20 protein-coding genes are annotated in these 25,783 nt (G+C 67.2%); 14 read left to right on the plus strand and 6 right to left on the minus strand.

The features are described from left to right. Positions 1–33 precede the first annotated feature (33 nt). A complete protein-coding gene (locus tag ACE3OV_RS02200; RefSeq protein ID WP_374324587.1) occupies positions 34–3,009 on the plus strand; it encodes a bacteriohemerythrin in 2,976 nt (991 codons plus the stop codon). Between the two features lie 25 nt (positions 3,010–3,034). Here the strand turns inward: ACE3OV_RS02200 and ACE3OV_RS02205 are convergent, their stop codons facing one another. Further along, positions 3,035–6,376: a UvrD-helicase domain-containing protein gene (locus ACE3OV_RS02205; RefSeq protein WP_374324589.1), complete on the minus strand. Its 3,342-nt coding sequence runs from the start codon at positions 6,374–6,376 to the stop codon at positions 3,035–3,037. A 1-nt stretch (position 6,377) separates the two neighbouring features. After that, entirely contained in the window at positions 6,378–7,169 is a 792-nt protein-coding gene (locus ACE3OV_RS02210; protein WP_374324590.1) for an SPOR domain-containing protein, read from the minus strand. Positions 7,170–7,274: 105 nt separating this feature from the next. Here ACE3OV_RS02210 and ACE3OV_RS02215 point away from each other — a divergent pair, with 105 nt between their 5' ends. The 8 genes from ACE3OV_RS02215 to ACE3OV_RS02250 all read left to right on the plus strand — a co-directional run bounded on the left by ACE3OV_RS02215 (position 7,275) and on the right by ACE3OV_RS02250 (position 14,717). Continuing rightward, the gene (locus tag ACE3OV_RS02215) at positions 7,275–8,585 is read left to right on the plus strand and encodes a DUF3422 family protein (RefSeq protein ID WP_374324592.1); all 1,311 of its coding nucleotides are present in this window, start codon (positions 7,275–7,277) and stop codon (positions 8,583–8,585) included. A 51-nt stretch (positions 8,586–8,636) separates the two neighbouring features. Then, positions 8,637–9,569, plus strand: coding sequence for a phosphoribosylaminoimidazolesuccinocarboxamide synthase (locus ACE3OV_RS02220; RefSeq protein WP_374324594.1), 933 nt, complete (start codon positions 8,637–8,639; stop codon positions 9,567–9,569). A 75-nt stretch (positions 9,570–9,644) separates the two neighbouring features. Continuing rightward, positions 9,645–10,418, plus strand: a complete 774-nt coding sequence (locus tag ACE3OV_RS02225; protein WP_374324596.1) for a DUF2189 domain-containing protein — start codon at positions 9,645–9,647, stop codon at positions 10,416–10,418. 64 nt (positions 10,419–10,482) lie between these two features. Then, positions 10,483–12,537, plus strand: coding sequence for a M3 family metallopeptidase (locus tag ACE3OV_RS02230; RefSeq protein WP_374324598.1), 2,055 nt, complete (start codon positions 10,483–10,485; stop codon positions 12,535–12,537). Positions 12,538–12,557: 20 nt separating this feature from the next. After that, positions 12,558–13,019: a DUF4124 domain-containing protein gene (locus ACE3OV_RS02235; protein WP_374324600.1), complete on the plus strand. Its 462-nt coding sequence runs from the start codon at positions 12,558–12,560 to the stop codon at positions 13,017–13,019. Then, positions 13,016–13,780 carry an exodeoxyribonuclease III gene (xth, locus tag ACE3OV_RS02240; protein WP_374324601.1) on the plus strand — a complete coding sequence of 255 codons (765 nt, stop codon included), beginning with the start codon at positions 13,016–13,018 and terminating at the stop codon, positions 13,778–13,780. The genes ACE3OV_RS02235 and xth overlap by 4 nt, the downstream gene beginning before the upstream one ends. Further along, positions 13,777–14,454, plus strand: a complete 678-nt coding sequence (locus ACE3OV_RS02245) for a Crp/Fnr family transcriptional regulator (RefSeq protein ID WP_374326217.1) — start codon at positions 13,777–13,779, stop codon at positions 14,452–14,454. The genes xth and ACE3OV_RS02245 overlap by 4 nt, the downstream gene beginning before the upstream one ends. Before the next feature lie 71 nt (positions 14,455–14,525). Next, the gene (locus ACE3OV_RS02250; RefSeq protein ID WP_028994277.1) at positions 14,526–14,717 is read left to right on the plus strand and encodes a DUF2892 domain-containing protein; all 192 of its coding nucleotides are present in this window, start codon (positions 14,526–14,528) and stop codon (positions 14,715–14,717) included. 38 nt (positions 14,718–14,755) lie between these two features. Here the strand turns inward: ACE3OV_RS02250 and rsmA are convergent, their stop codons facing one another. The 4 genes from rsmA to ACE3OV_RS02270 form a co-directional block, all read right to left on the minus strand. Next, complete coding sequence (gene rsmA, locus ACE3OV_RS02255; protein ID WP_374324604.1) at positions 14,756–15,523, minus strand: 16S rRNA (adenine(1518)-N(6)/adenine(1519)-N(6))-dimethyltransferase RsmA; 768 nt, start codon at positions 15,521–15,523, stop codon at positions 14,756–14,758. An 82-nt stretch (positions 15,524–15,605) separates the two neighbouring features. Then, on the minus strand, positions 15,606–16,598 hold the full coding sequence (pdxA, locus tag ACE3OV_RS02260) for a 4-hydroxythreonine-4-phosphate dehydrogenase PdxA (RefSeq protein ID WP_374324606.1): 993 nt from the start codon (positions 16,596–16,598) through the stop codon (positions 15,606–15,608). 236 nt (positions 16,599–16,834) lie between these two features. Then, the gene (locus ACE3OV_RS02265; protein ID WP_374326218.1) at positions 16,835–18,130 is read right to left on the minus strand and encodes a peptidylprolyl isomerase; all 1,296 of its coding nucleotides are present in this window, start codon (positions 18,128–18,130) and stop codon (positions 16,835–16,837) included. Between the two features lie 5 nt (positions 18,131–18,135). Beyond that, a complete protein-coding gene (locus tag ACE3OV_RS02270; RefSeq protein ID WP_374324608.1) occupies positions 18,136–20,628 on the minus strand; it encodes an LPS-assembly protein LptD in 2,493 nt (830 codons plus the stop codon). Between the two features lie 87 nt (positions 20,629–20,715). Between ACE3OV_RS02270 and ACE3OV_RS02275 the strand changes: the two genes are divergently transcribed. The 5 genes from ACE3OV_RS02275 to ACE3OV_RS02295 are packed head-to-tail and all read left to right on the plus strand — an operon-like array spanning position 20,716 to position 25,750. Continuing rightward, positions 20,716–21,732, plus strand: coding sequence for an aminoglycoside phosphotransferase family protein (locus ACE3OV_RS02275; protein ID WP_374324610.1), 1,017 nt, complete (start codon positions 20,716–20,718; stop codon positions 21,730–21,732). A 14-nt stretch (positions 21,733–21,746) separates the two neighbouring features. Further along, on the plus strand, positions 21,747–22,433 hold the full coding sequence (murU, locus tag ACE3OV_RS02280) for an N-acetylmuramate alpha-1-phosphate uridylyltransferase MurU (RefSeq protein WP_374324612.1): 687 nt from the start codon (positions 21,747–21,749) through the stop codon (positions 22,431–22,433). A 43-nt stretch (positions 22,434–22,476) separates the two neighbouring features. After that, the gene (dinD, locus tag ACE3OV_RS02285; protein WP_374324613.1) at positions 22,477–23,328 is read left to right on the plus strand and encodes a DNA damage-inducible protein D; all 852 of its coding nucleotides are present in this window, start codon (positions 22,477–22,479) and stop codon (positions 23,326–23,328) included. Next, positions 23,329–24,627 carry an aminopeptidase P N-terminal domain-containing protein gene (locus ACE3OV_RS02290; protein WP_374324615.1) on the plus strand — a complete coding sequence of 433 codons (1,299 nt, stop codon included), beginning with the start codon at positions 23,329–23,331 and terminating at the stop codon, positions 24,625–24,627. Next, positions 24,620–25,750 carry an FAD-dependent monooxygenase gene (locus ACE3OV_RS02295; RefSeq protein ID WP_374324617.1) on the plus strand — a complete coding sequence of 377 codons (1,131 nt, stop codon included), beginning with the start codon at positions 24,620–24,622 and terminating at the stop codon, positions 25,748–25,750. Before ACE3OV_RS02290 ends, ACE3OV_RS02295 begins: the two co-directional genes overlap by 8 nt. The last annotated feature ends 33 nt before the right edge of the window (positions 25,751–25,783 follow it).

The following is a 25,783-nucleotide window of genomic DNA, read 5'->3' on the forward strand; positions in this document are numbered from 1 at the left end:
AGGCATTTCGTCGCACAGGATCCCCGACCGATCATGCAGACCATCGACATCTTTCCCTGGAACGAGCAGTTCAACACCGGCATTGCCGAAATCGACCAGCAACACCGCAAGCTGGTCGATCTGCTCAATGTCCTCGCCAGCCATGTCGCCTATCGCACCGGTTCCAGCCGACTGAACTCGCTGCTCGACGAACTGGCGGACTACGCCGATTACCATTTCCGCACCGAGGAAAGCATCTGGCACGCCAGCTTCGGCGATGATCCCGATGCCATCGAACACCGCGCCGTCCACGCCCGCTTTGTCGCCACTGTCAGCCAACTGAAGGCCGACCTGCGGCAGAAGCCGGCTGACGACGTCGAGCGCGAAGCCCTCTCCTTCCTCGCCCGCTGGCTCGCCTCGCACATCCTGGAAACCGACAAGCAGGCCGCTTTCGCGGTACTGGCGATGCGCGCCGGCCTCGACGCCGCGGCCGCCCGGCAACAGGCCAGGCAGGAGATGGCCGGAGCGACCCGTGCCCTGCTTGATCTCACCCTCTCGATCTATGGCTCGCTGACCGACAACGCGCTCAAGCTGATGCGCGAAATCGCCGATCACGACCGGGCCTCGGCAGCCCTGCGCGCCAGCGAGCAGCGCTATCGCTCGCTGTACGAGAGCATGACCGAAGGACTGGCCCTGCATCGCATCATCCGCGATAGCGCGGGGCAGCCGGTCGATTATCAGATCATCGAGGTCAATCCCGCCTTCGAGAAGCACACCGGCCTGCGTGCAACGGATGTCGTTGGCAGGACGGCCGCCGAGGTCTACGGCGAGGTACCCTATCTGGACGCTTATGCCGAGGTTGCGAGCACCGGGCAGGCGATCCAGTTCGAAACCCGCTACCCCCCGCTCGACCGGACGTTTGCGGTATCCGTGGTGGCGCCGGCGCCGGACGAGTTCGCCACCATCTTTCACAACATCAGCGAACACGTTCGCATGGAAGGCGCCTTGCGCCAGGCATCGGCCCGCTTCCAGGCAATCATCGAAGCGTCACCGATCCCGATGGCGCTCAACGACCAGGCGTTCAACATCACCTACCTGAACGCCGCCTTCATCAACACTTTCGGCTACACCCTGGCCGACATCCCCACCCTGGCCGACTGGTGGCCCCGCGCCTACCCCGACCCGGTCTACCGGGCCCAGGTCATCGCCGACTGGGAAGCGCACATGACGCTCGTGGACGGCCAGACCAGCTCGGGAATGCCCCGCGAGTTGCGCATCACCACCAAGTCGGGCGAAGTCCGCACCGTCCTGGCGGGCGCCGCGTCACTGCCGGAAGATCTCGATGCAGTGCACCTGGTCACCCTCCTCGACGTCAGCGAAGCCAAGGCGCAGGAACGCGCCCTGCAGGCCAGCGAAAAGCAGCTGCGCTTCGTCCTCGAGGGATCCGAGCTCGGTTTCTGGGACTGGCACATCGCCAGCGGCAGCGTCGACAGGAATGCCCGCTGGGCCGAGATGCTGGGCTACGCGTACGAGGAAATCCGGAATACCACCCTGCAGTGGTCGGATTTCGTTCACCCCGACGACCGCGAGGCGGCCTGGAACTCGATCCATGCCGTCCTCGAAGGGCAGGCCGACAGCCACCGCCAGGAGTACCGGATGTTCTGCAAGGACGGCAGCATCCGCTGGATTCTCGACCAGGCCCGGGTAATGGAGCGCGACGCCGACGGCAAGCCGCTGCGCATGTGCGGCACGCACACCGACATCACCGAACGCAAGCAGGCCGAAGAAGAGCTGCGCAACCACCGGCAGAACCTCGAGCGGCTGGTCGACGAACGCACCCGCGAACTGGCCGAGGCCAAGCTCGCCGCCGAAACGGCAAACATCGCGAAGAGCGCCTTCCTGGCCAACATGTCGCACGAAATCCGCACACCGCTCAACGCCATCACCGGCATGGCGCACATCCTGCGCCGCAGCGGCGTCAATGCCGAGCAGGCCGAGCGGCTGGACAAGATCGAGAACGCCGGCCGACACCTGCTGGACATCATCAACGACGTCCTCGATTTATCGAAGATCGAAGCCGGCAAGTTCAGCCTCGAGGATGCGCCGCTGCAGCTGGAAACCCTGCTCGCCGATATCGCTGCCATGCTCGCCCCGAAGATCCACGACAAGGGCCTGAGCTTCAGCATCGAGACCGCCGGCCTGCCGCAAAACCTGCGCGGCGATGCGACGCGGCTCAAGCAGGCCCTGCTCAACTACGCCAGCAACGCGCTGAAATTCACCGAACAGGGCCAGATCACCCTGCGCGTCAGGCGCGAAAGCGAAACTGACGACAGCGTCCGCCTGCGTTTCGAAGTCGAGGACACCGGCAGCGGCATCGCCCCCGAAGCCTTGCCCAAGCTATTCAAGGCCTTTGAACAGGCCGACAACTCCCTGACCCGCAAGTACGGCGGCACCGGCCTCGGCCTGGCGATCACCCGGAAGATCGCCGAAGCCATGGGCGGCGAAGCCGGCGTCAGCAGCCGACCGGGCCAGGGCAGCACCTTCTTCTTCACCGCCACCCTGGGCAAGGACCTCCAGCCCGCCAGCGCGAGCAACGAGGCGGCGCAGGGGGAAACCGAACGGGAAATCCAGCGCAAGCACGCCGGAAAACGCGTGCTGCTGGCCGAGGACGAACCGGTGAACCGGGAAATCGCCCAACTCTGGCTGGAGGATGTCGGCCTGCGCGTCGACCTGGCGGAAGACGGCCAGCAGGCGGTGGCGCTCGCCGCTCCCGACAGTTACGACCTGATCCTGATGGACATGCAGATGCCGATCATGGACGGCCTGATGGCCACCCGGCAGATCCGCCAGCTCGCCGGCCGGGCGCAACTGCCGATCCTCGCCATGACGGCGAACGCCTTCGCCGATGACAAGGCGCTGTGTTTCGCGGCGGGCATGAACGACTTCATCAGCAAGCCGGTCACCCCGACTGTGCTCTACGCCACCCTGCTGCGCTGGCTGGACCGGGACAGCAGCACGCCCAAGGCCTGATCGCGGCGACGCGGGCCGGCCCCGCTCACAGCGTCACCAACTGCCCCTGCAAGACGAACCATACCGCCAGCCTGAGCGGGAGCGGGTCGTTGGCGAACAGCCTGGCGTAGCGTTCGAGCTGCGGCCGGAAGCCTTCGGCGCGGGCGGCGAGTTCTTCGAGCGGGGCACGCACGGTCTTGTAGTCGACGATCCAGCGCGTACCGTCGGCGATGAAGACGCGGTCGATCACGTGTTGCGCCAGGCTGTCGCCGTCGCGGCTGGTCCACGCCTGCTCGGCGGCGGCTTCGGGGTGGGCGGCGAGCAGCCAGCGGCCAGTTTCCGAACGCAGCGTCGTGCTCAGTGCCGCCTGCGCCTCGGCGGCGCCGCTGGCGGCTTCGTCTTCGGCAAAGCCGCGCGCCTGCAGCCAGCGTTGCCAGCCGGGCAGCAGGCTGGGCAGGCGGTCGACCGGCCAGGCAGCGGGGCCTTGTTGGGCGATCAATTCGAGGCAGCGATGGACCAGGGTGCCGACGGCGATTTCGAGCGTATGCGCCGCTTCGTCCGGCAGGGCCGCCGGATTGGCTGCACCGCGCAGCGCGGCGGGTGGCGCGGCGAGAATGTCAGGAACTGCTGGCGCGGCAAGGCGCAGCAGCGGCGGCACGAAGCTCGCGGAATCAATGCCGGCGGCGGCGTCGCCGGTAAGCGGCACGGCTTCGGCAAAGCGCTGCCGCACCTGCGGCCAGAGCAGTTTGAGGAAGCTGCCGGCGGGCGGTTCGCGCAGGCCGTCGTCGCTCTTTTCCGAGACGGCGGCGACGCCGATCAGGTGCAGGCGACGGATGGCGCGGGTGGCGGCGACGTAGAGCAGGCGCTCGGTTTCGTGCGCGTTGCGGCTGGCTTCGAGGCGGCGCAGCGTGTCGTACAGCATCGGCCCGGCGGCGGCTTCGCCGCGCGCCCGCAGCGGCGCGACGAGCAGGCGCTCGCGACCGTCGGCGCCGAGCACTTCGTCCCACAGCAGCAGCGCGCTGTCGCTGCCGCCGGTGTCGCGATGCAGGCCGGGAACGATGACGGTATCGAACTCAAGACCCTTGGCCTTGTGGATGGTCATCATCTGCACGGCGTCGCCGAGCGGGTCGGCCGGCGCGTAGAGTTCGGCGGCGCGGGCGGCCAGGGTATCGAGGTCGAGGCGGCCGGCGGCGGCGAGTTGCTCAATCAGGTCGAGGCAGGCTTCGACGTCGGCGAGCGCGGCGGGCTGGTCGAGGCAGGACGGGCCACCGAGCATCAGCCAGACGCCTTCGAGCCAGCGCCGCGGCGGCTGGCGGTCGCGTTCGGCGAGCGCCAGGCCGAGCACCTCGCGCAGGTGCAGCAGGCGCTGACGGCCGTCGGCGCTGAGCGCGGCAAGCCGCTCGGCGTCGTGCATCAACTGCCAGACGGTGCGCTGGCTGTCGCCGCCGGCCAGCGCGTGCAGGTCGGCCAGGGTCAGGCCGCACCACGGGGCGCGCAGGACGGCCAGCCAATGCACGCGGTCGGCGCGGTGGGTCAGCGCGCGGTACAGGGTAAGCAGGTCCTGGACGTGCTGGCGCTCGGCCAGACCTTCGATCTCGACCGCCTGGAAGCGCAGCGCCGGAGGGCTGCGGCGCAGTTCGCCGACCAGCGCGTCGAGGTGGCGACGAGCGCGCACCAGGATGGCGACCTTGCCGTCCGGCTCGGCGCGGCGGGCGGCCTGGATCAGTTCGCGGGCGAGGCGCGCTTCGGCAGCACCACCGTCGCCACCGGCGCCAACGACCAGCGGATGGACGCTGACGCCGCTGTCGTCGACCGGCGGCCGCGTCGCCGCCGATTCAGCGTAGCGCACGGCGCCGGCAGCGGCATCGTCGGCGGCCGGGAAGATGCTCGGGAAACTGGCATTGACCCAGTCGACGACGGCCGGGTGTGAGCGATTGTTGCGGAACAGGCGCAGGTGTTCGAGGCGCAGGTCGCCGATGCCGCGCTCGCGCAGCTTGAGGAAGAGGCCGACGTCGGCCTTGCGGAAGCGGTAGATCGACTGCATCGGGTCGCCGACCACGAACAGCGTCCGCCCGTCGTCCGGCGTCCAGCCGCGCATCAGCTTCTCAAGCAGGGCGACCTGGGTCGGGCTGGTGTCCTGGAATTCGTCGACCAGCAGGTGGCTGATCCGGTAGTCGAGCGCCTGCGCCAGGTCGGTCGGCGCCTCGTCGTCGCCGAGCGCCAGGCTGGCGCGGGCGGCGATCTCGATGAAATCGACCTCGCCGGCTTCCTGGAAGACCAGCCACAACTGGCCGGCGGCCAGGCGCAACAGGCGGGCGAAGACCTCGACGGTGGCCCACTCGGCGTCGGCGAAGCGCGGCGACGGCAGCGCCGCCAGCCCGGCCAGCGCGTCTTCCAGCCCGGGCACGGCGGCGAGATCGGCGAGCAGCGCGGCCATCGCCTGCTTCGCCTCGGCGAATTCCTTGCCGGCCGGGAAGCCGACGTTCTTGTTGAGCGCCTTGCGCAGCGTCCCCTCGCCGGTCAGCAGCAGGCCGGCCAGCGCCTGCCAGGCGGCCAGGCTGTCGAGGTCGGCGGGCAAGGGCTCACACCAGTCGAGCAGGGCCGGGAAAACCTCCGGCACGTTGCTGGCAGCGAAGCGCGCCAGCGGCATCAGGCGCGCCTGCCAGGTGGCGTCGAGCAGCGCCGCGGCGCGCCCGAGATCGGCGGCGAACAGTGCGGCGAAACCGGCTTCGACCTCGTCGCGCACCAGTCCGCCGTCGACCCGGGCGGCGTGCTGCAGCCACTGGTCGCGCCGGCCGAGCATGGCGACCAGCAGGCGTTCGAGGCGGCCGGCGTCGTTGTCCATTGCCGCCAGCGCGGCGGCCACCACGTCGGCGTCGGCGTCGCCGGCCTCGACCATCTCCAGCGTCCGGCGCGCCGCCAGCGCGTAGTGCGTTTCGGCGTCGTCGGCAACGCCGGGCTGCGCGCCGAAGCGGGAAAGGAAAGGCATCTGCCGGGCGAGCGAGGCGCACAGCGCGTCGAGCGTGGTGACGCGCAGGCGGCCGGGATGGTCGAGCAGGCTCCAGCCAAATTCGGCGTCTCGGGCCAGGACAGCGAGCGCCCACTTTCGGGTGGCAGCCTTGTGTTCAGGGAGGTCAGCCGGCGCTGGCTGGGTGGCGGCGCTCAGGCTGCCGAGGATGCGGTCGCGCATCTCGGTCGCCGCCTTGTTGGTGAAGGTCAGCGCCAACACTTCTTCCGGATGCTCGACGGTGGCCAGCAGGCGCAGCGTGCGCTGCGTCAGCAGCTCGGTCTTGCCGGCGCCGGCCGGCGCCTCGACGATGAAGGAGGCGAGGTCGAGCGCCCGCTGGCGGGCGACGTCGTCTTCCTGCAGGCGCTCGAGCGGCGGCATCTCAGGGCGCCTCCGGCGCCGCCAGCGGCCGCGCCAGACGCCGGATGTCGCCGAGACGGCGGGCCCAGGGCTTGGCGGCGCGCAAGGCGGCCGGCACTTCGCCAATCGCCTGGCTGGCCACCGCGGCGCTGGGGAACTGGCCGTAGAGCAGGGCGTACCAGCGCTGCCCGCCGCGCTCGAAGGCAAGCAGCGCGATCGGTCGCTGCCAGGCATGGCGCGCCGCCAGCGCGCGCACCTCGGCCTCGCTGCTCGAGGCGAATACCTGCAGGCTCGCCGCCTGGTCGCCCAGCACGCGCCAGGCCGCATCCTCGGTCAGCGCCCGGGCGATGTCGGGCAGATCGTCGGCTGGCGCGGCTTCGGCAACCGGCTTGGTGGCTGCCGGCGGCCTGGCCTCGGGCGCCTCGCCCGGCTCAGGCGCAATCCAGCCGGCAGCCAGCGCCTCGGCCAGGTTGCCGGCAGCCCCCGGGTGGCCCTGTGCTGCCGCCCGCCGCCACCACTGTGCCGCACCCCGGATATCGTAGGCATACATGCGCAGATAGTTGCCGAGGTTGAATTGCGCTTCGGCATGCCCGCCTTCCGCCGCGCGCCGCAGGTAGATCAGCCCCAGCCGGTCGTCGCGGGCAACGCCGAAGCCGACGAAATAGCGCTGGGCGAGCTGATAGTCGGCGGCTGGATCGACGGCGGATGCCTCCGCCGCCAACGCGGCCGGCGGCAACAACAGCAGAAGCCAGGCGGTGACAACAAGGAAAACGCGCATGTGAGGCAAGGGCAGGATGCCGGGAAGGGAAAACACGCGCCATTGTAGAGGGCTTCACGCGGCCGGTGCCGCCCGAACGGTCGGCAGCGGAGCTTGGTGCTACAATCTTTTGCACCGCAGCAATCGCCTCCGGATACCGCCATGCACCCTCGCCTGATTCTCGCCGAGCTGGAAGAACACCCGCTCCGTCACCGGCTCAACAATGAATTCCACGCCCGCCCGGCGACCGCGCTGGCCGGCGCCGTACTCGTCTCGCACCTGGTCTTCAAGCACAGCGCGACGACCGTCGCCGCCGAGCGTGACAATTTGTCGAAACTTTGTCAGGGGCACGTCTGCAACGCCATCGACAGCTCGGAATCGCACCTGATGATCGAGACCGGCGCCTTCCGCATGCGCTGGGAGCTGCATACCGAGTTCTCGACCTACACCTTTTTCCGCGACCTGACGCCCGGCGAGGCCTTGCCGGCCGATGCCACGGCCTTCGACGCGGTGCACCCGGAATGGTTGTCCGGCATTCCCGGCAAGCTGATCGTCGCCACCCAGGTCGAAGTCCGGCCAGCCAGCGAGCTGGCGCCCGACACCGTGCTCGCCGGCGTCACGCCGACCGGGCGCACGCTCGGTGGCGCCCGCGTCGCCGACGACGCCGCCTGGGTGTTCACCGATTTCAAGATCGACAACGGCTTCTCGCGCTTCCTGGTGATCAACGCGAGCATGACGCAGCGCCAGACCGGGCGCACCGTGCAGCGCCTGGTCGAGATCGAGACCTACCGGATGATGGCCCTGCTCGGCCTGCCGATCGCCAAGGAAGTCGGCGCCTGGCTATACACCGGGGAAAAGCAGCTGGCCGAACTGATGGAACGGATCGGCCAGGCAAAAACCCCGGAAGACGAGCGCAGCGTCCTCGCCTCGCTATCGACGCTGGCCGCCGAGGTGGAAAATTCGGTGGCGCGCACCACTTTCCGCTTTGGCGCCTCGCGCGCCTATCACGGCCTGGTCAGCCAGCGCATCGAGGAACTGCGCGAGACGCGCATCCCCGGCCTGCCGACACTCGACGAGTTCATGCAGCGCCGCCTGCTGCCGGCAATGAAGACCTGCGAGGCGATCAGCCGTCGCCAGGAGGAACTGTCGGCACGCGTCGCGCGCAACAGTCAGCTGCTGCGCGCCCGCGTCGATATCGAACTGGAGCGCCAGAACCAGGAACTGCTGACCCAGATGAACCGCCGGGCAAAACTGCAGCTGCGCCTGCAGGAAACGGTCGAGGGACTGTCGGTGGTCGTCCTCACCTACTACGGTTCGCAACTGGTGCAGTACCTGGCCAAGGGCACGAAGGAACTGCACCATCTCAACACCGACGTCATCACCGCCGTCTCGATCCCGCTGATCGCCGGTCTCGTCGCCTGGGGCACCCGCCGCATGCGGCACAAGCTGGCGAGCGAGGAAGCTGCCGGCTGAGCTCACCGGACGCTGGTTTATAATCACGCTTTTGCTTTCGGGACCACGACCGTGACCGCTCCGCTCTTCGCCTCCTCCATCACCAGCCTGCCGCTGCTCTCCAAGGGCAAGGTCCGCGATATCTACGCGGTCGACGCCGACAAGCTGCTGATCGTCACCACCGACCGCCTGTCGGCCTTCGACGTCATCCTGCCCGACCCGATCCCGAAAAAGGGCGAAGTGCTGCAGGCGGTGGCGAATTTCTGGTTCGCCAAGCTCGGCCACATCGTCCCCAACCAGCTGACCGGCATCGACCCGGAATCGGTCGTCGCCGAAAATGAACGCGAGCAGGTGCGTGGTCGCGCCGTCGTCGTCAAGCGCCTGCAGCCGCTGCCGATCGAGGCCGTGGTGCGCGGCTACGTGATCGGTTCCGGCTGGAAGGATTACCAGGCGACCGGCGCCATCTGCGGCATCGCCCTGCCGGCCGGCCTCAAGCTGGCGCAAAAGCTGCCGGCGCCGATCTTCACGCCGGCGACCAAGGCCGAAGTCGGCGATCACGATGAAAACGTTTCCTTCGAACAGGCCGCCGCCAATTGCGACGCCACGCTGAACGCCGCCCTCGCCGGCACCGGCAAGACCGGCGCCGAGCTCTGCGGTGAAGCGCGCGACGCCGCCATCCGCCTCTATCAGGAAGCGTCGGAGTACGCGGCGACGCGCGGCATCATCATCGCCGACACCAAGTTCGAGTTCGGCATCGACGCCGCCGGCACGCTGCACCTGATCGACGAGGCGCTGACCCCGGATTCGTCGCGCTTCTGGCCGGCCGACCAGTACGCCGAAGGCAGCAACCCGCCGTCCTACGATAAGCAGTACGTGCGCGACTATCTGGAAACCCTGGACTGGAACAAGAAGGCGCCGGGACCGGCGTTGCCGGCGGAAGTCGTCGCCCGTACCAGCGCCAAGTACGTCGAAGCCTTCGAGAAGCTGACCGGCCAGACCCTGTAACAGGCTGTATCGGGCCGGAACCTCCGGCCCCGCTCGGCGGTCTGAAGGGGTGTCCGTATCGTTCAGGAGATCGACATGCATGCCCCTTCAAGCTTCAACAGTTTCGGGCACGACCTGCCGGCAATCCGCCGCGTCGATGCCCGCGCCCCCAGCCGCTGGCTGGAAGCCGGCTGGCAGGACATCCGCCGCACCCCGATCGCCTCGCTCGCCTACGGCCTGCTCTTCGCGCTCGGCGGCAACCTGATCATCCTCGCCCTGCTCGAACATCCGCATCTGGTCGCGCTGTCGATTTCCGGCTTCTTCTTCGTCGCCCCGCTGCTCGCCGCCGGACTCTACGAATTGAGCCGGGCCAGCGCCAACGGCGAGAAGCTGATCTTCGTCGAATCGCTGCGCGTCTTCCGCCGCAACTTCCAGTCGCTGGCGCTGTTCGGCCTGCTGCTGGCACTGATCGCCACGCTCTGGGAACGCTTCACCGCCGTCGCCTTCGCCCTCCTCGGGGCGACTTCCAGCGGCAGCGCCAGCGTCTATCTCAACGAACTGCTGTTCTCCGGCGAACACCTGCTCTTCAGCCTGACCTGGCTCGGCCTCGGCGCGCTGCTCGCTGCCTTCGTCTTCGCGCTGACCGTGGTTTCGGTGCCGATGATGGTCGACCGCGACTGCGACCCGGTCACCGCGATGGCCACCAGCCTGCGCGCGGTTGCCGCCAACCCCGGCCCGCTGGCGCTGTGGGCGGTGCTGATCGTGATCCTGACGCTGACCGGCTTCGCCACCCTGCTATTCGGCCTGGTCGTCCTGATGCCGATGCTCGGCCACGCCTCGTGGCATGCCTACCGCGAGCTAGTAGAATAGGACGCTGACGCCAAAACCCCGGGGCGGCCAGGACCGCCCCTTTTTCTTGCCCCGCGAAAAGACCATGACCGCCACCAATCCCCTGCTCGATTTCACCGACCTGCCCCGCTTTGACCTGATCCAGCCGGAACACGTCAAGCCGGCGATCACCCAATTGCTCGCCGACGGCCGCGCCCTGGTCGACCGCCTGACTGCCGACAGCACGCCGGCCACCTGGGCCGACTTCGCCGGCGCCCTGAGCGCAGGCCTGGAAGGCTTCGGCCGCGCCTGGGGCGTGGTCGGCCACCTGCACTCGGTCAACGACGTGCCGGCCTGGCGCGAGGCGTACAACGAGATGCTGCCGGAAGTCTCGCGCTTCTACACCGAACTCGGCCAGAACCTCAAGCTGTTCGACAAGTACCGGGCGCTCAAGCAAAGTCCGGAATACGCCACGCTTTCCGCCGAGCGCAAGAAGATCGTCGATAACGAGATCCGCGATTTCCGTCTCGGCGGCGCCGAACTGCCGGAAGACCAGAAGCCGCGCTTCCAGGCGATCATGGAAGAACTGTCGCAGCTTTCCGCCAAGTTCTCGGAAAACATCCTCGACGCGACCAACGCCTTCGCCGAGATCGTCACCGATGAAGCCCTGCTCGCCGGCCTGCCCGACTACGCCAGGGATGCCGCCCGCGAAGCCGCCGAAAAGGCTGGCGTCGACGGCTGGAAATTCACGCTGCACGCGCCGTCCTACGGCCCGCTGATGCAGTACGCCGACAACCGCGAGCTGCGCGCCCGCATGTACCGCGCTTACGCGACGCGCGCCGCCGAGATCGACAACGGTTACTCGAAGCCGGAATGGGACAACGGCCCGATCATGAAGCGCCTGCTCGAACTCAAGGCCGAGGACGCGGCCATGCTCGGCTTCAACAACTTCGCCGAGGTCTCGCTATACACCAAGATGGCCGACACGCCAGCGCAGGTGCTCGACTTCCTGCGCGACATGGCGAAGAAGGCCAAGCCCTTCGCCGAGAAGGACATCGCCGAACTGAAGGCCTTCGCCAAGGACGAACTCGGCCTGACCGACTTCCAGCCCTGGGACGCTGCCTACGCTTCGGAAAAGCTGATGCAGGCGCGCTACGCCTTCTCCGAGCAGGAAGTGAAGCAGTACTTCACCGAACCGAAGGTGATCGCCGGCCTGTTCCAGGTCATCGAGAGCCTGTTCACGGTCAAGGTGAAGGAAGACAGCGCGCCGGTCTGGCACGAGGACGTACGTTTCTATCGCATCGAGACACCGGCCGGCGAACTGGTCGGCCAGTTCTACATGGACCTCTACGCCCGCGAAACCAAGCGCGGCGGCGCCTGGATGGACGAGGCCCGCTCGCGCAAGCGGGCGGCCGGCGGCATCCAGAAACCGATCGCCTACCTCAACTGCAACTTCGCCCGCCCGGTCGGCGGCAAACCAGCCACCTTCACCCACGACGAGGTGATCACCCTGTTCCACGAAACCGGCCACGGCCTGCACCACCTGCTGGCGCGCGGCGAGGAACTGGGCGTCTCCGGCATCCACGGCGTCGAGTGGGATGCGGTCGAGCTGCCGTCGCAGTTCATGGAAAACTACTGCTGGGAATGGGACGTGCTGCAGGGAATGACCGCCCATGTGGACAGCGGCGAACCGCTGCCGCGCGCGCTCTACGACAAGATGCTGGCGGCGAAGAACTTCCAGAGCGGGATGATGACGGTGCGCCAACTCGAATTCTCGATCTTCGACATGCGCCTGCACTACGAATTTGACCCCAAGGGCGAGAAGACGGTGATAGACCTGCTCGACGAAGTCCGCCGCGAAGTCGCCGTACTGATTCCGCCCGAGTGGCACCGCTTCCCGAACAGTTTCTCGCACATCTTCGGCGGCGGCTACGCGGCCGGCTACTACAGCTACAAGTGGGCGGAAGTGCTGTCGGCCGACTGCTACGCGGCCTTCGAAGAAGCCGGCGATCCGTTCGACCCGGTGGTCGGCAGGCGCTTCCTGGAGGAAATCCTGTCGCGCGGCGGCGAACGGCCGGCACTGGAGAACTTCAAGGCCTTCCGCGGCCGCGAACCGAGCCCCGACGCACTGCTGCGACATAGCGGTATGATTGCGGCCTGATTCCGTTCGGGGAGGCCCTCATGTCCAGACTGCTCGTTCTTTGCCTGCTGCTGTGCTGCGCCGGCGCTCAGGCGCAGGCTTATCGATGGACCGATGCGCAGGGGCGCACGGTGATTTCCGACACGCCGCCGCCGGGTCAGGCACGCAATGTCGAAAAAGCCGCCGGCAAGGCGCAGCCGGACGACGGCCTGCCCTTCGCAACGAAACTGGCGGCGCAGAAGCACCCGGTGACGCTATACACCACCGCTGACTGCCTCAATGAATGCCGGCAGGCGCGCGAACTCCTGCAGCAACGCCGGATTCCCTTCAGCGAGACGACAGTGCAGTCGCCCGAGCAGATCGAGGAACTGAAACGCCTGGTCGGCGACGTCTTCGTGCCGTCGATCAAGGTCGGCAGCCAGTCGCACCGCGGTTTCAACGCCGACGCCTACGGCCGCATGCTCGACCTCGCCGGATACCCACAAGCAGGGAAGACGCCTTGAAAATTGCCAGCTGGAACGTCAATTCGCTGAAGGTCCGCCTGCCACACCTGCTCGACTGGCTGGCGGAAGCCGCACCAGACGTCGTCTGCCTGCAGGAACTCAAGCTTGAGGACCACAACTTCCCGCGCGCCGAAATCGAGGCCGCCGGCTACCACGTCGCCTTCTCCGGCCAGAAGACCTACAACGGCGTCGCCCTGCTCGCCCGCTCGCCGATCGAGGATGTCGTCTGCGGCAACCCGCATTTCCCGGACGAGCAGAAGCGGCTGATTTCCGGCACGGTCGACGGCGTGCGCGTCGTCGGTGCCTACATGCCGAACGGCCAGGAAGTCGGCTGCGACAAGTACGACTACAAGCTGCGCTGGCTCGACGCGCTGGCCGTATGGCTGGACGGCGAACTCCGGCAGTACCCGCAACTGGCGCTGGGCGGCGACTACAACATCGCCCCCGACGACCGCGACGTGCACGACCCGCAGCGCTGGCGCGACTGCATCCTGGTCTCCGAAGCGGAGCGCGCCGCCTTTCGCCGCCTGCTGGCGCTCGGCCTGTCCGACAGCTTCCGCCTGTTCGAGCACCCGGAAAAGACCTTCTCGTGGTGGGACTACCGCATGCTCGGCTTCCAGAAGAACCTCGGCCTGCGCATCGACATGATCCTGCTCTCCGGCCCGCTCGCCGCCAGATGCACAGCGGCCGGCGTCGACCGCGGCCCGCGCAAGCGCGAACGCCCCTCCGACCACGCCCCGGTCTGGGCAACGCTGGACTGAACGTGACGGCACCCCGTCTCGACCGCGCCACCCTGCTCCGCCTCTATCCGGCGCTGGCCGACCTACCGCCGGCCCGGCTCGAGCGACTGCTGCAACCCGCGGCATTATTCCAGCTACCGGCCGGCGCCTGCGTCTTCTCCGAACACCAGCCGTGCACCGGCTTCCCGCTGCTGCTCGACGGCAGCATCAAGGTCGTCAAGCAGGCCAGCAGCGGCCGCGAACTGCTGCTTTACCGGGTCAGCCCCGGCGGCTCCTGCATCATCTCCTCGTCCTGCCTGCTCGGTCACACCGACTACAACGCGCGCGGCATCGCCGAAACCCCGCTCAGCCTGCTCGCCCTGCCGGTCGGCGAGTTCGGACGGCTGCTGGTCGACCACGCACCGTTCCGCGATTTCGTCTTCCACCTGTTTTCCGAGCGCATCGGCGAGCTGATGCAACTGGTCGAGGAAGTCGCCTTCGCCCGCCTCGACCAGCGCCTGGCCAAGCTGATCCTGGCCCGCCAGGCCGACACACTGAGCATCACCCACCAGCAACTGGCCGACGAACTGGGCAGCGTGCGCGAGATCGTCAGCCGCCTGCTCAAGGGCTTCGCCGCCCAGGGCCTGGTCAGCCTCGGCCGTGAGCAACTGACAGTGACCGACCGCGACGGCCTGAACAAGCTTGCTGCTGTGTGACCCAGGTTACATACTGCGCAGCACGGCGCGGTTACATTGGCGTCGTCTACTCACCTCTTGGAGAACACATCATGAAAAGCAATGTTGGCGGCATCGACAAAATCCTGCGCATCGTGGCCGGCATCGCCCTGATCGCCTGGGCCCTCACCGGCGGCCCGGTCTGGGCATGGATCGGCATCGTTCCCCTGGCAACAGGTTTGATGGGCTGGTGCCCGCTGTATCCGCTGATCGGCCTGAACACCTGCCCACTGAAGAAGGACTGAGGCAAGCCTCACCCCGACAAAACCCGCTGCGGCGGGTTTTATTTTGTCAGGTAGTTGGCGATACGCACGTAGTCCTCGACCGGCAGGTCTTCCGGGCGCAGCGTCGGGGCGATGCCGAGCGCAGCGAAGCCGGCGTCATCGAGGATGCCCTTGAGGTTGTTGCGCAGCATCTTGCGGCGCTGGGCGAAGGCGGCCTGGACCAGCGATGACAGCCGTTCCGGATGCTTCGCGGTGAGCTGCTCCGGGGGTTTCGGAATCAACCGGACGACGGCCGAATCGACCTTGGGTGGCGGGTCGAAGCTCTCCGGCGGCACGTCGATCAGCCATTCCAGCCAGAAACTGTACTGCAGCATCACCGACAGCCGGCCATAGTCGGCGCAGCCGGGTTCGGCGACCATGCGCTCGACGACTTCCTTCTGCAGCATGAAGTGCATGTCGCGCACCTGCTGGCCGTAGCTGGCGAGGTGGAAGAGCAGCGGCGTCGAGATGTTGTACGGCAGGTTGCCGACCAGACGCAGGTCGCTGCCGATGCAGGCGAAGTCGAAGGCGAGCGCGTCGCCCTCGTGGATGGCGAGGCGTTCGGCCGGATGCTGTTTCTTCAGGCGGGCGATCAGGTCGCGGTCGATCTCGACGACGTGCAAGCGGTCGACGCGTTCGAGCAGCGGCACGGTGATGGCGCCGAGGCCGGGGCCGATCTCGACGACGGTATCGCTGCGCTTGGGGTCGATCGCCGAGACGATGGCGCCGATGATGCCCTGGTCGATCAGGAAATTCTGGCCAAAACGGCGACGTGGAATATGTTTCATCAGTGGTCGCCGTTTCAGAGAAGGCTAACGCGCCGCAGGCGGGTTATGCCGGAACTAAAGCGTTTGCGGGCGACGTGTCCCTTCATTGCTGTTTCCTTTGTGCCATGCGCGCCGCTTCGCTGACTGCGGCGAACAGGCTGCCGGCGTCGGCCTGGCCGGTGCCGGCGAGCGCCAGCGCGGTGCCGTGGTCGACCGAGGTGCGGATGATCGGCAGGCCGAGGGTGACGTTGATGCCGTTGCCGAAGGTGGCGTACTTGAGCGCGGTCAGGCCCTGGTCGTGGTACATGGCCAGCACCGCGTCGCCGCCGGCCAGCACGGGCGGGGTGAACATGGTGTCGGCGGGGTGCGGGCCGGAGAGCTGCAGGCCTTCGCCACGCAATTTTTCGAGCAGCGGTTCGATGACCTCGATTTCCTCGCGGCCGAGGTAGCCGCCCTCGCCAGCGTGCGGGTTCAGCCCGGCGACCAGGATGCGCGGTTCGGCGATGCCGTACTTGCCGCGCAGGTCGGCATCGACGATGCGCAATGTGCGTTCGAGCAGATCGGCGGTGATCGCGGCCGGCACCTCCTTCAGCGGCAGGTGCGTGGTCGCCAGCGCGACGCGCAACGGACCGCGCTCGGTATCGCCGGCCAGCATCATCACCACCAGCGGCGTACCGGTTTTTTCGGCAAGGTATTCGGTATGACCGGTGAAGGCAACGCCAGCGTCGTTGATCACACCCTTATGTACCGGCGCCGTCGCCATCGCGGCGAATTCGCCGGACTGGCAACCGGCCAGCGCGCGGTCGAGCAGCGCCAGCACGTAGCGGCCGTTGGCGGCGTCGAGCTTGCCGGCGACGGCCGGCATCGCGAGCGGCAGATGGATGACGTCGAGCGTGCCGGGCGCCGCCGGCACGGCGGGCGCATAGTCGCGCAGGACGACATCAAGGCCAAGTTGTTCGGCGCGTTGCGCGAGGAGTTGGCGGTCGCCGAGGACAACCGGGCGACCCGCGCCGGACCAGCCGGCAAGCTGCAGGCAGAGTTCGGGACCGATGCCGGCCGGTTCGCCGCTGGTGACGGCGATCACCGGTGGGATCATCCTTGAGACCTCAGTTGGACGCGGCCGATGGCGCGTTTGGACTGGATGGCCGGCGCGAAGCGACGACGCGGCAGGCTCATGCCTGCAAGGAGGAGAGACAAAGCCGGGCGCCCGTCCGGACGTGCCAGCGGCCGCGTAGCGCCATCACCAAAAGCGTGACTCGCATCGCAGGCGCGGAGGCCAGCATTCATGCGGCGGCACAAGGAGAGATAAGCGGTCAACTGAGGTTTCAAGGATTACTGCTGCTCCAGGCGATTTTCGACGTAGGTGCGGTCGCGCAGCTGGCGCAGCCAGTCCTGATAGGCCTCGTCGAGCTTGCGTTCGCGCAGTGCCTGGCGGGCAACCGTGCGCTGGCGCTCGGCGGAGACGTCGCGTTCACGGCGTTCGACGACCTGGATCAGGTGCATGCCGAACGGCGACTTGATGACCTGGCTGAGTTCGCCCGGCTTGAGCGCGTCCATCGCCCGCTCGAAATCGGGCACGGTGTCGCCCGGGTTGAGCCAGCCGAGGTCGCCGCCCTTGGCGGCCGAGCCGTCCTGGGAAAAGATGCGTGCCTGCTCGGCGAAGTCCATGCCATTGACGATGCGCTCACGCACGGTTTCCAGACGATGCCGGGCATCGGCTTCCGACATCACTTCGTTGGTCCGGATCAGGATGTGACGGGCGTGCGTCTGTTGCACCGAGGCCGGCTGGTTGCCACCGCGCCGTTCGACCAGCTTGACGATGTGGAAACCGGCGGAAGAACGCAGCAACTCGCTGACCCCGCCGGCTTGAAGCTTGGCAGCGGCTTCGGCGTAGAGGACCGGCAGGCGATCCAGGGGGCGCCAGCCGATATCCCCGCCTTGCAGGGCATCCGGGGCATCGGAGAAGGCCGCCGTCAGTTCGGCGAAATTTTCCCCGGCACGCGCCTTGGCAAGCGCCTGTTCGCCACGCTGGCGCAGCTTCAGCAATTGTTCCGGCGTCGCCGATTCCGGCGCCCGCAACAGGATGTGCGCCAGCCGGTATTCGTCACCGCCGCCGCTCGCCGCCTGGTTCGCCAGGTAGTTGTCGATTTCGCTGTCGGAGACGGCGAGGCGGCTTTCCACCTCGCGCTCGCGCAGGCGGGCCATGATCATCTCGCCGCGGATTTCCTCACGGAATTCGCCGTAGCCGATGCCGTCCTTTTCCAGCGCGACGCGGAACTGGGCCAGCGACATGTTGTTGTTGGCGGCGATGCGGCCGATCGCCTGGTCGAGCTGGGCGTCATCGATGCGCAGGCCGCTTTCCTTGGCGTAGGCGAACTGCACCTGCTCCATGATCAAGCGTTCGAGCATCTGCTTTTCCAGCACGTCCTGCGGCGGCAGCGGCGTCCCCTGCTTCTGCAACTGGCGCAGCGCCACTTCCAGACGCGAGCGCAGCTCGTTGCGGGTGATCGCGCCGTCGCCGACGACGGCGACGATGTAGTCCGCCTCGACGGCTTCCGCCGGCGCGGCCTGGGCGGCCGGCACGAGCAGCGAACACAGGGAAAGGAAAAGGATCAGGGTCTTGGACATGGTGGTCATGGGTTGGCGATCAGGTTGCCGTCGACGGGCAGTTCGTTGGTTTTACCATAACCCGGGATGCTACGCCGCAACAGACCGAGCGGATTGGAACCGATGCTGGTGAAGTCCTGCAGTTCGAGCTGCAGGTAATAGCTGGTATTGGCGTCGCCAGAGGTTGCCGCCAGGCGCTGCACGACACCGCGCATGGCCCAGCAGCCGGCGTTGTATTCGAGGCCGCCGATGGTTTCCAGGGTCTGGTGGTCGCGCAACGAATAGTTGAAGCGGCCGACCGCGTACCAGCGCGGCGCCAGCGGCCACTGGCCGGCGAAGTCGACCTGGTCGACCACCGAGGCATTGGTCAATGGGTCGCGCGTGTAGCGGTAACTCGCCGACAACACCTTGCCGTAATCGGGCTGGAAGCGGACGCCAGCCGAGAAGCGGTCGTTGGTGCGTTCTTCGTAGTTGTATTCCCAGGTTGCTTCGGCATAGGTCTTCGGCGCAACGAGGCCGCTGACCGAAGCAATCAGGTTGGAGAAATTGTCCGGCCGCGAGGTCTCGCCGGGCAGGGTGACGCGTTGCTTGGCGAAGTAGTAGCGCTGGCCGATCATCGCCTTGAAGCGCTCGGCGCCGGTTGCGCCGTCGAGCGCGCGGGTGGTCAGCGCCGCCGTCAGCTGGTGAGCGTCGTTGATCCGGTCGTAGCCGCTGTAGCGGTTCTCGGAGAAGACCTGGGCGAAATTGAAGTCGGACAGCGCAGTGTCGAAGACCGGAATCTCGCTCTGGTCCTTGTACGGGATATAGACGTAGTAGAGGCGTGGCTCCAGCGTCTGCACGAAGCGGTTGCCGAGGAGATCGAGGTCGCGCTCAAAGACGGTGGTGGCATCGAGCGAGAAGGTCGGCAACACGCGCGTGATGCTGTCTGAGCCGCCGCCGTTGAGCGTCGCCCGGTCGATCGCGTAGCTGCTCATGTGCAGGCCGAGCTTGGGCGTGATCTGGTAGGCGGCGCCGATCGCCGGGTAGCTCAGTTGCGGATAGAGCACGAAGCGGTCGCCGCGGTCCTTGTTGGCGCGATCATCGTGAGTGAAGCGCGAATACTGGCCGAGCAGCGTGAAATCGAAGCCCAACAGGTCCGGCTTGTAACCGAGCAGGTTCAACTGCGGTTCCAGAAAATACGGCCGTTCGACCGGATTGTCCGGATCGGGCTGCAGCGTCTGGTAACGCAGCACCTGCAGCGAGCCCTGCCACCACGGACTGGGCGCGTAGTTCAGCGCGGCCCGCCGTTCGAGCTGGACCTGCGAGGTCTGCAGCAGGCGCGACGACATGTCTTCCCAGTAGGTGTCGTCGGAAACGCCGTTCCAGTTCAGGCTGCCGGTCAGGCCATCGGCGAAACGCTGCTGGTGGCGAATCGTGTAGGCGTAGCGGCGGATGTGCTTGCTCTCGTCGTCACCCAGATATTCGCCACGCCATTCGCCTTCGTTGCTCTCGCCCAGGTAACGCGCCTCCACGCCGAGCTGGGTACCGCGCTTGCTCATGTAGCGCGGATAGAAGGTGGCGTCGTAGTTGGGCGCGATGTTCCAGTAGAGGGGAACGCTGATGTCGAGGCCGGTCTTCGTCGATTGCTTGAACGACGGCGTCAGCACCCCGGAACGCCGCTGGCTGTTCATCGGGAACCAGGCCTTCGGCGCATAGAACAGCGGCACCCCCTTGAACCACAGCGAGGCATCGCTGGCGTTGCCATAGTTCTCGTTGTAATCGAGGTCGATCTCGCCGGCCTTCAGGTACCAGTCCGGGGACGCCGGCTTGCAGGTGGAAAAGGTGCTGTTGGCGAGGCGCATGTGGTTCTCGCCGGCGAACTCGATGCGTTCGGCGGTGCCCTGCGCGGTGATCTGACGCGGCGGCGCCTGCTCGGTCGGCAGGCCGTAGACGTTGGCGACGTTGAGCATCATCGGCGCCCCACTGTTGGCGCCATTGACGCTGGCCACGGTGACGACGTTCTGGTTGGTCTCGTAGACGCGGCTATCGACTTCCTTGGTCACCGCATAGCGCGACGCCTCGGCAAAACCAAGCCGGTCCGACAGCTTCATGCGCAGATGCGTCGTCTCGATCTCGGCACCGTCCTGCCGCAGCACGACCTGGCCGCTGGCATCGACTTCGTCGTCGAGCGGCTTGTAGGTCAGGCGGTCGGCACGCAGTTCCAACCCCGACTTGCGCAGCTCGACATTGCCTTCGGCGACGGCCAGCTCCGAGGCCTGACCTTCGAGGTGATCGGCAGTGAGGAAGAGCGGCAAGGGATCGTCAACGCTGGCCAGGGGCACCAGACCGCCGGCAGCGGCCAGCTTCGGCGCCGTCTTGCGCGTCGCCAGCAGGTTGAAACGCTTCTCCAGACGCAGCGGCGCGGCACCGATGGCCGCGGCAGCGCTTTCGGCCTCGCCCGTGCTCGCCTGGGCGAACGGAACGCCGGCAAACAGGCAACAGACCAGCGCGGCAATCGGACGTCGGGAAAAACCAGTCATCGGGGCATTCTGGAGGTGCCGGGACCGGAAAGGCCGATGCCCGGGTGTTAAAATCGCGCCATTTTACAACGAACCTTCCCCTACTCGATGTCGCGCGATCAACTTGTTACCGACTGGGTTGCCAGTCGCTTCCCCGAACAGTCCGTCTCCATCACCCCGGCTTCCGCCGACGCCAGCTTCCGCCGCTACTTCCGCCTGACCTGGCCGGACGGCAGCACGCGCATCCTGATGGACGCGCCGCCGGAGAAGGAAGACTGCAAGCCCTTCATCAAGGTCGCCGGCCTGCTCGCCAAGGCTGATCTGGCGGCGCCGCGCATCCTCGACCAGGACCTCGACAACGGCTTCCTGGTCCTCACCGACCTCGGCCGCATCGGCTATCTCGACGCGCTCAACGCCGACCTCTCGCTGGCCGACCTGCTGATCCGCCCGGTGCTCGACGTGCTGGTCAAATGGCAGCTGTCGTCCACTGCCGCCACCCTGCCCCCCTACGACGCCCCGCTGCTGCGCCGCGAACTCGACCTCTTCCCGGAATGGTTCATCAGCCGCCACCTCGGCATCGAACTCGACGCCAACGACAAACTGATGCTCGACCGGACCTTCAAGTTCCTGATCAATTCGGCGCTCAACCAGCCCAAGGTCTTCGTCCATCGCGACTTCATGCCGCGCAACCTGATGGTCGTCGAAAGCGCCGAAACGCTGACGCCGGGCGTCATCGACTTCCAGGACGCGGTCTACGGGCCGATCACCTACGACGTCGTCTCGCTGTTCCGCGATGCCTTCATTTCCTGGGAAGAAGAACAGGAAATCGACTGGGTCGTCCGCTACTGGGAAAAGGCGCGCGCCGCCGGTCTGCCGGTGCGCGAAGACTTCGGTGCCTTCTGGCGCGACTACGAACTGATGGGCCTGCAGCGCCACCTCAAGGTGCTCGGCATCTTCTGCCGCCTCAACTACCGCGACGGCAAGGACAAGTACATCGAAGACCTGCCGCGCTTCATGACCTACGCCAAGAAGACCGCCAGCCGCTACCTGCAACTGAAGCCGCTGCTCAACCTGCTCGACCGGCTCGACGGCCAGACCGAGCAGATCGGCTACCGCCACAAGTGAGCCAGCGCGGCCCCATGAAGGCGATGATCCTCTCCGCCGGCCGCGGCGAACGCATGCGGCCGCTCACCGACCACACGCCGAAACCGCTGCTTGAGGCCGGCGGCAAGCCGCTCATCGTCTGGCATCTGGAGAAGCTGGCCGCCGCTGGCTGCCGCGAAGTCGTCATCAACCACGCCCACCTCGGCGAGAAGATCGAGGCCGCGCTCGGTGACGGCTCGACGTGGGGGCTGAGCATCGCCTATTCGCCGGAGCCGCCGGGCGCCCTGGAAACCGCCGGCGGCATTGCCCGCGCCTTGCCGCGGCTCGGCGACGCGCCCTTCCTGGTGGTCAATGGCGACGTCTACTGCGACGTCGATTTTCCGGCCTTCACCGCGCGCGGCTGCCCGCCCGGCGGCGCCCGCCTGCTGCTGGTCGACAACCCGGCGCACCATGGCGGCGGCGACTTCTCGCTGAGCGGCGAACGGATCATCCCCGCCAACGGTGAGCAAACACTCACCTACGCCGGCATCGGCGTTTTTTCCCCGGCCATGTTCGACCACGTCCCGGCCGACCAGCCGATGAAGCTGCGCCCGCTGCTCGACGCAGCAATCGCCGCCGGCACGCTGACCGGCGAACGCCACGCCGGCCGCTGGGTCGACGTCGGTACGCCACAACGGCTGGCCGAGCTGGATACCGAATTGCGCGCAGCACAGGCGGAGTGAATTCCAATAGCATGGCGCTTTCAGCCCCTGGAGGAATGCCGCGATGACCGACTCACCCGTTTCCCGCCAGCACCACGCCAGCTTTGAAGGCCTGCGCCAGCTCGACGATGCCGGTAATGAATACTGGCAGGCCCGGCAACTGGCCAAGGCACTCGACTACTCGGAATACCGCCATTTCCTGCCGGTAGTCGAGCGCGCCAAGGAGGCCTGTGGCAAAAGCAGCCAGTCCATTACGGACCATTTCGAGGATGTCCTCGAAATGGTCGACATCGGCTCGGGCGCCAGGCGGCAACTCCCCGACATCCGCCTCTCCCGCTACGCCTGCTACCTGATCGTCCAAAACGGCGACCCTTCCAAGCCGGTTATCGCCAACGGTCAGACCTACTTTGCCATCCAGACTCGCCGCCAGGAACTGGCAAATGACAACACCTTCGGGCAACTGAGCGAAGATGAGAAGCGGCTCGCCATCCGCAACGAACTCGCCCAACACAACAAATACCTTGCGGCCGCAGCCGCCGAGGCCGGCGTCGAAAGCGGCCTCGACTTCGCCGTTTTCCAGGATCACGGCTATCGCGGCCTGTACGGCGGCCTCGGCGCCAAGGCCATCCACGCCCGCAAGGGCCTGAAGAAAAGCCAGAAAATCCTCGACCACATGGGCAGTACCGAACTGGCCGCCAACCTGTTCCGCGCCACGCAAACCGAGGAGAAACTGCGCCGCGACGGGGTCAAAGGCAAGCAGGAGGCGAACCAGACCCACCTCGCCGTCGGCCGGAAAGTACGCGAGACGATCGGGGAACTCGGCGGTACCATGCCGGAAGACCTGCCGACACCCGAGCGCAGCATCCAGCAGCTCGAGCATGCGCAGCCACGAATCGCGAAGAAAGACACCGACTGAATGACTCACGCCCATTTCATCGCCCGCCGCCAGCGCCTGCTCGAAACCATAGCCGACGGCGTCGCCATCATCCCGACGGCGCCGGAGGTCGTGCGCAACCGCGACGCGCACTATCCCTACCGTTTCGACAGCTATTTCTGGTACCTGTCCGGTTTCCCGGAGCCGGAAGCGGTGATCGTGCTGGTCGGTGGCAAGAAACCGAAGTCCATCCTGTTCTGCCGCGACAAACATGAAGAGCGCGAAATCTGGGACGGCTACCGCTACGGTCCGCAAGCGGCGAAGGCGGCCTTCGGTTTCGATGCGGCCTATTCGATCGAGCAGTTCGACAAGAAACTGCCCGAACTGCTGGTCGACCGCGACACCCTGTGGCACGCCGTCGGCCACGACGATGCCTGGGACGCACGGATTACCAAGGCGCTCAACGCAGTCCGCGCGCAGGCCCGCGCCGGCAAGCGGGCGCCGCGCGCGATCCACGACCTGCGCGCCGAACTCGACGCCATGCGCCTGGTCAAGGACGAGGCCGAACTCGTCATCATGCAGCGCGCTGCCGACATCGCCAGCGCCGGCCACGCCCGCGCCATGCGCGCCAGCCGCCCGGGGATGACCGAGTACGAACTGGAAGCCGAGCTGTCCTACGAATTCCGCAAGCGCGGCGCCGACGGCCACGCCTACACGCCGATCGTCGCCGGCGGCGCCAACGCCTGCGTGCTGCACTACGTCAGCAACGACAAGCTGCTCAACGACAACACGCTGGTCCTGATCGATGCCGGTTGCGAAGTGCAGGGCTACGCCGCCGACATCACCCGCACTTTCCCGGTCAATGGCCGCTTCAGCGCGGCGCAGAAAGACATCTACGAAATCGTGCTGGCCGCGCAGGCCGCCGCCATCGCCGCCACCGCCCCCGGCCGCCACTTCATGGAAGCACACGACGCCGCCGTGCGCGTGCTGACGCAGGGCCTGGTCGATCTGAAACTGCTCGCTGGCGATCTCGACAACCTGATCGAGAAGGGCGATTACAAGCGCTATTACATGCACCGCACCGGCCACTGGCTCGGCCTCGACGTCCACGATGCTGGCGAATACAAGGTCGGCAACGACTGGACGACGCTGCAGCCGGGCATGACGATCACCGTCGAACCCGGCCTCTACCTGCGTCCGGCCGCCGACGTGCCGCCGGCGCTGGCCGGCATCGGCATCCGCATCGAGGACGACGTGCGCGTCACTGCCGACGGCTGCGCGGTTTACACCACGGCGCCGAAGACCGTCGCCGAAATCGAGGAGGTGATGCGCCATGACTGACACCGTCGAAACCGTCGACATCCTGATCATCGGCGCCGGCCCGGTCGGCATGACGCTGCAACTGGCGCTCGCCGCCGGCGGGCGAAAATCGCTGCTGCTCGACCGTCGACCGCCCGCCGCATTGCAGGCCGACCCGCGCGCCCTGGCGCTCTCGCACGGCGCGCGCGAACTGCTGGAAACGCTGAACGCCTGGCCGACCAAGGCAGCAACGCCGATCGAGACGATCCACATCTCGCAGCGCGGCGGCTTCGGCCGCACCCTGATCGACCGCGCTGAACACGACCTGCCGGCGCTCGGTTACGTCGTCCGTTACCGCGACCTGGCCGCCGCATTGGCCGCCCGCCTGGCCCCGGACGCGCTGCGCGCCGAAGTGGAAATCCTCGCCATCACGCCGGATCGCGACGGCGTCACCGTCGCCCTGCGCGAACAGGGCGTCAGCCGCCGTCTGCGCGCGCGCACCCTGGTGCACGCCGAAGGCACGCCGTGGGACGACCCGAGCACGCTGCTCGGCGACTATGAACAGCACGCGGTGATCTGCGAAGTGTCGCCGATACCGGGGCACGGCCGGCGCGCCTGGGAACGCTTCACGCCGGACGGCCCGCTCGCCCTGCTCCCGCTGGGCGACGAGTACTCGATCGTGTTCACGCTGCCGCCGGCCAAGGCCGACGCGGTGATGGCGCTCGACGACGCAGGTTTCATCGCCGCGCTGGAAAAGCAGTTTGCCCGCCCCCTGCGCTTTACCCGGCCGGGCCAGCGCAGCCGCTATCCGCTCGCCCTGCGCATGCGCGACACGCTGGTCAGGGAGCGCGAAGTCTGGATCGGCAACAGCGCCCAGACGCTGCACCCGGTGTCCGGCCAGGGTTTCAACCTCGGCCTGCGCGACGCCTGGCAACTGGCCGAAGTGCTGCTCGACGGCGACGACCTCGGCCGTTACCCCGGCTTGCGCCGCCTCGACCGCCAGGGCGGCGCCCTGTTCACCGACAAGGTCGTGCGCGCCTTCTCCAACGACTTCCCGCCCCTGCGCGCGGCACGCGGCCTCGGCCTGCTCGCCCTCGACCTCTGCCCGGCGGCGCGCCGCTTCGTCGCCAAACGGATGATCTGGGGCGCCCGCGCCTGGCCCTGAAGCCGCCGCGGCGGGAAATTCGGGTTAAAGTTC

The sequence above is a fragment of the Azonexus sp. genome (assembly GCF_041909095.1).
Lineage (GTDB): Bacteria > Pseudomonadota > Gammaproteobacteria > Burkholderiales > Rhodocyclaceae > Azonexus.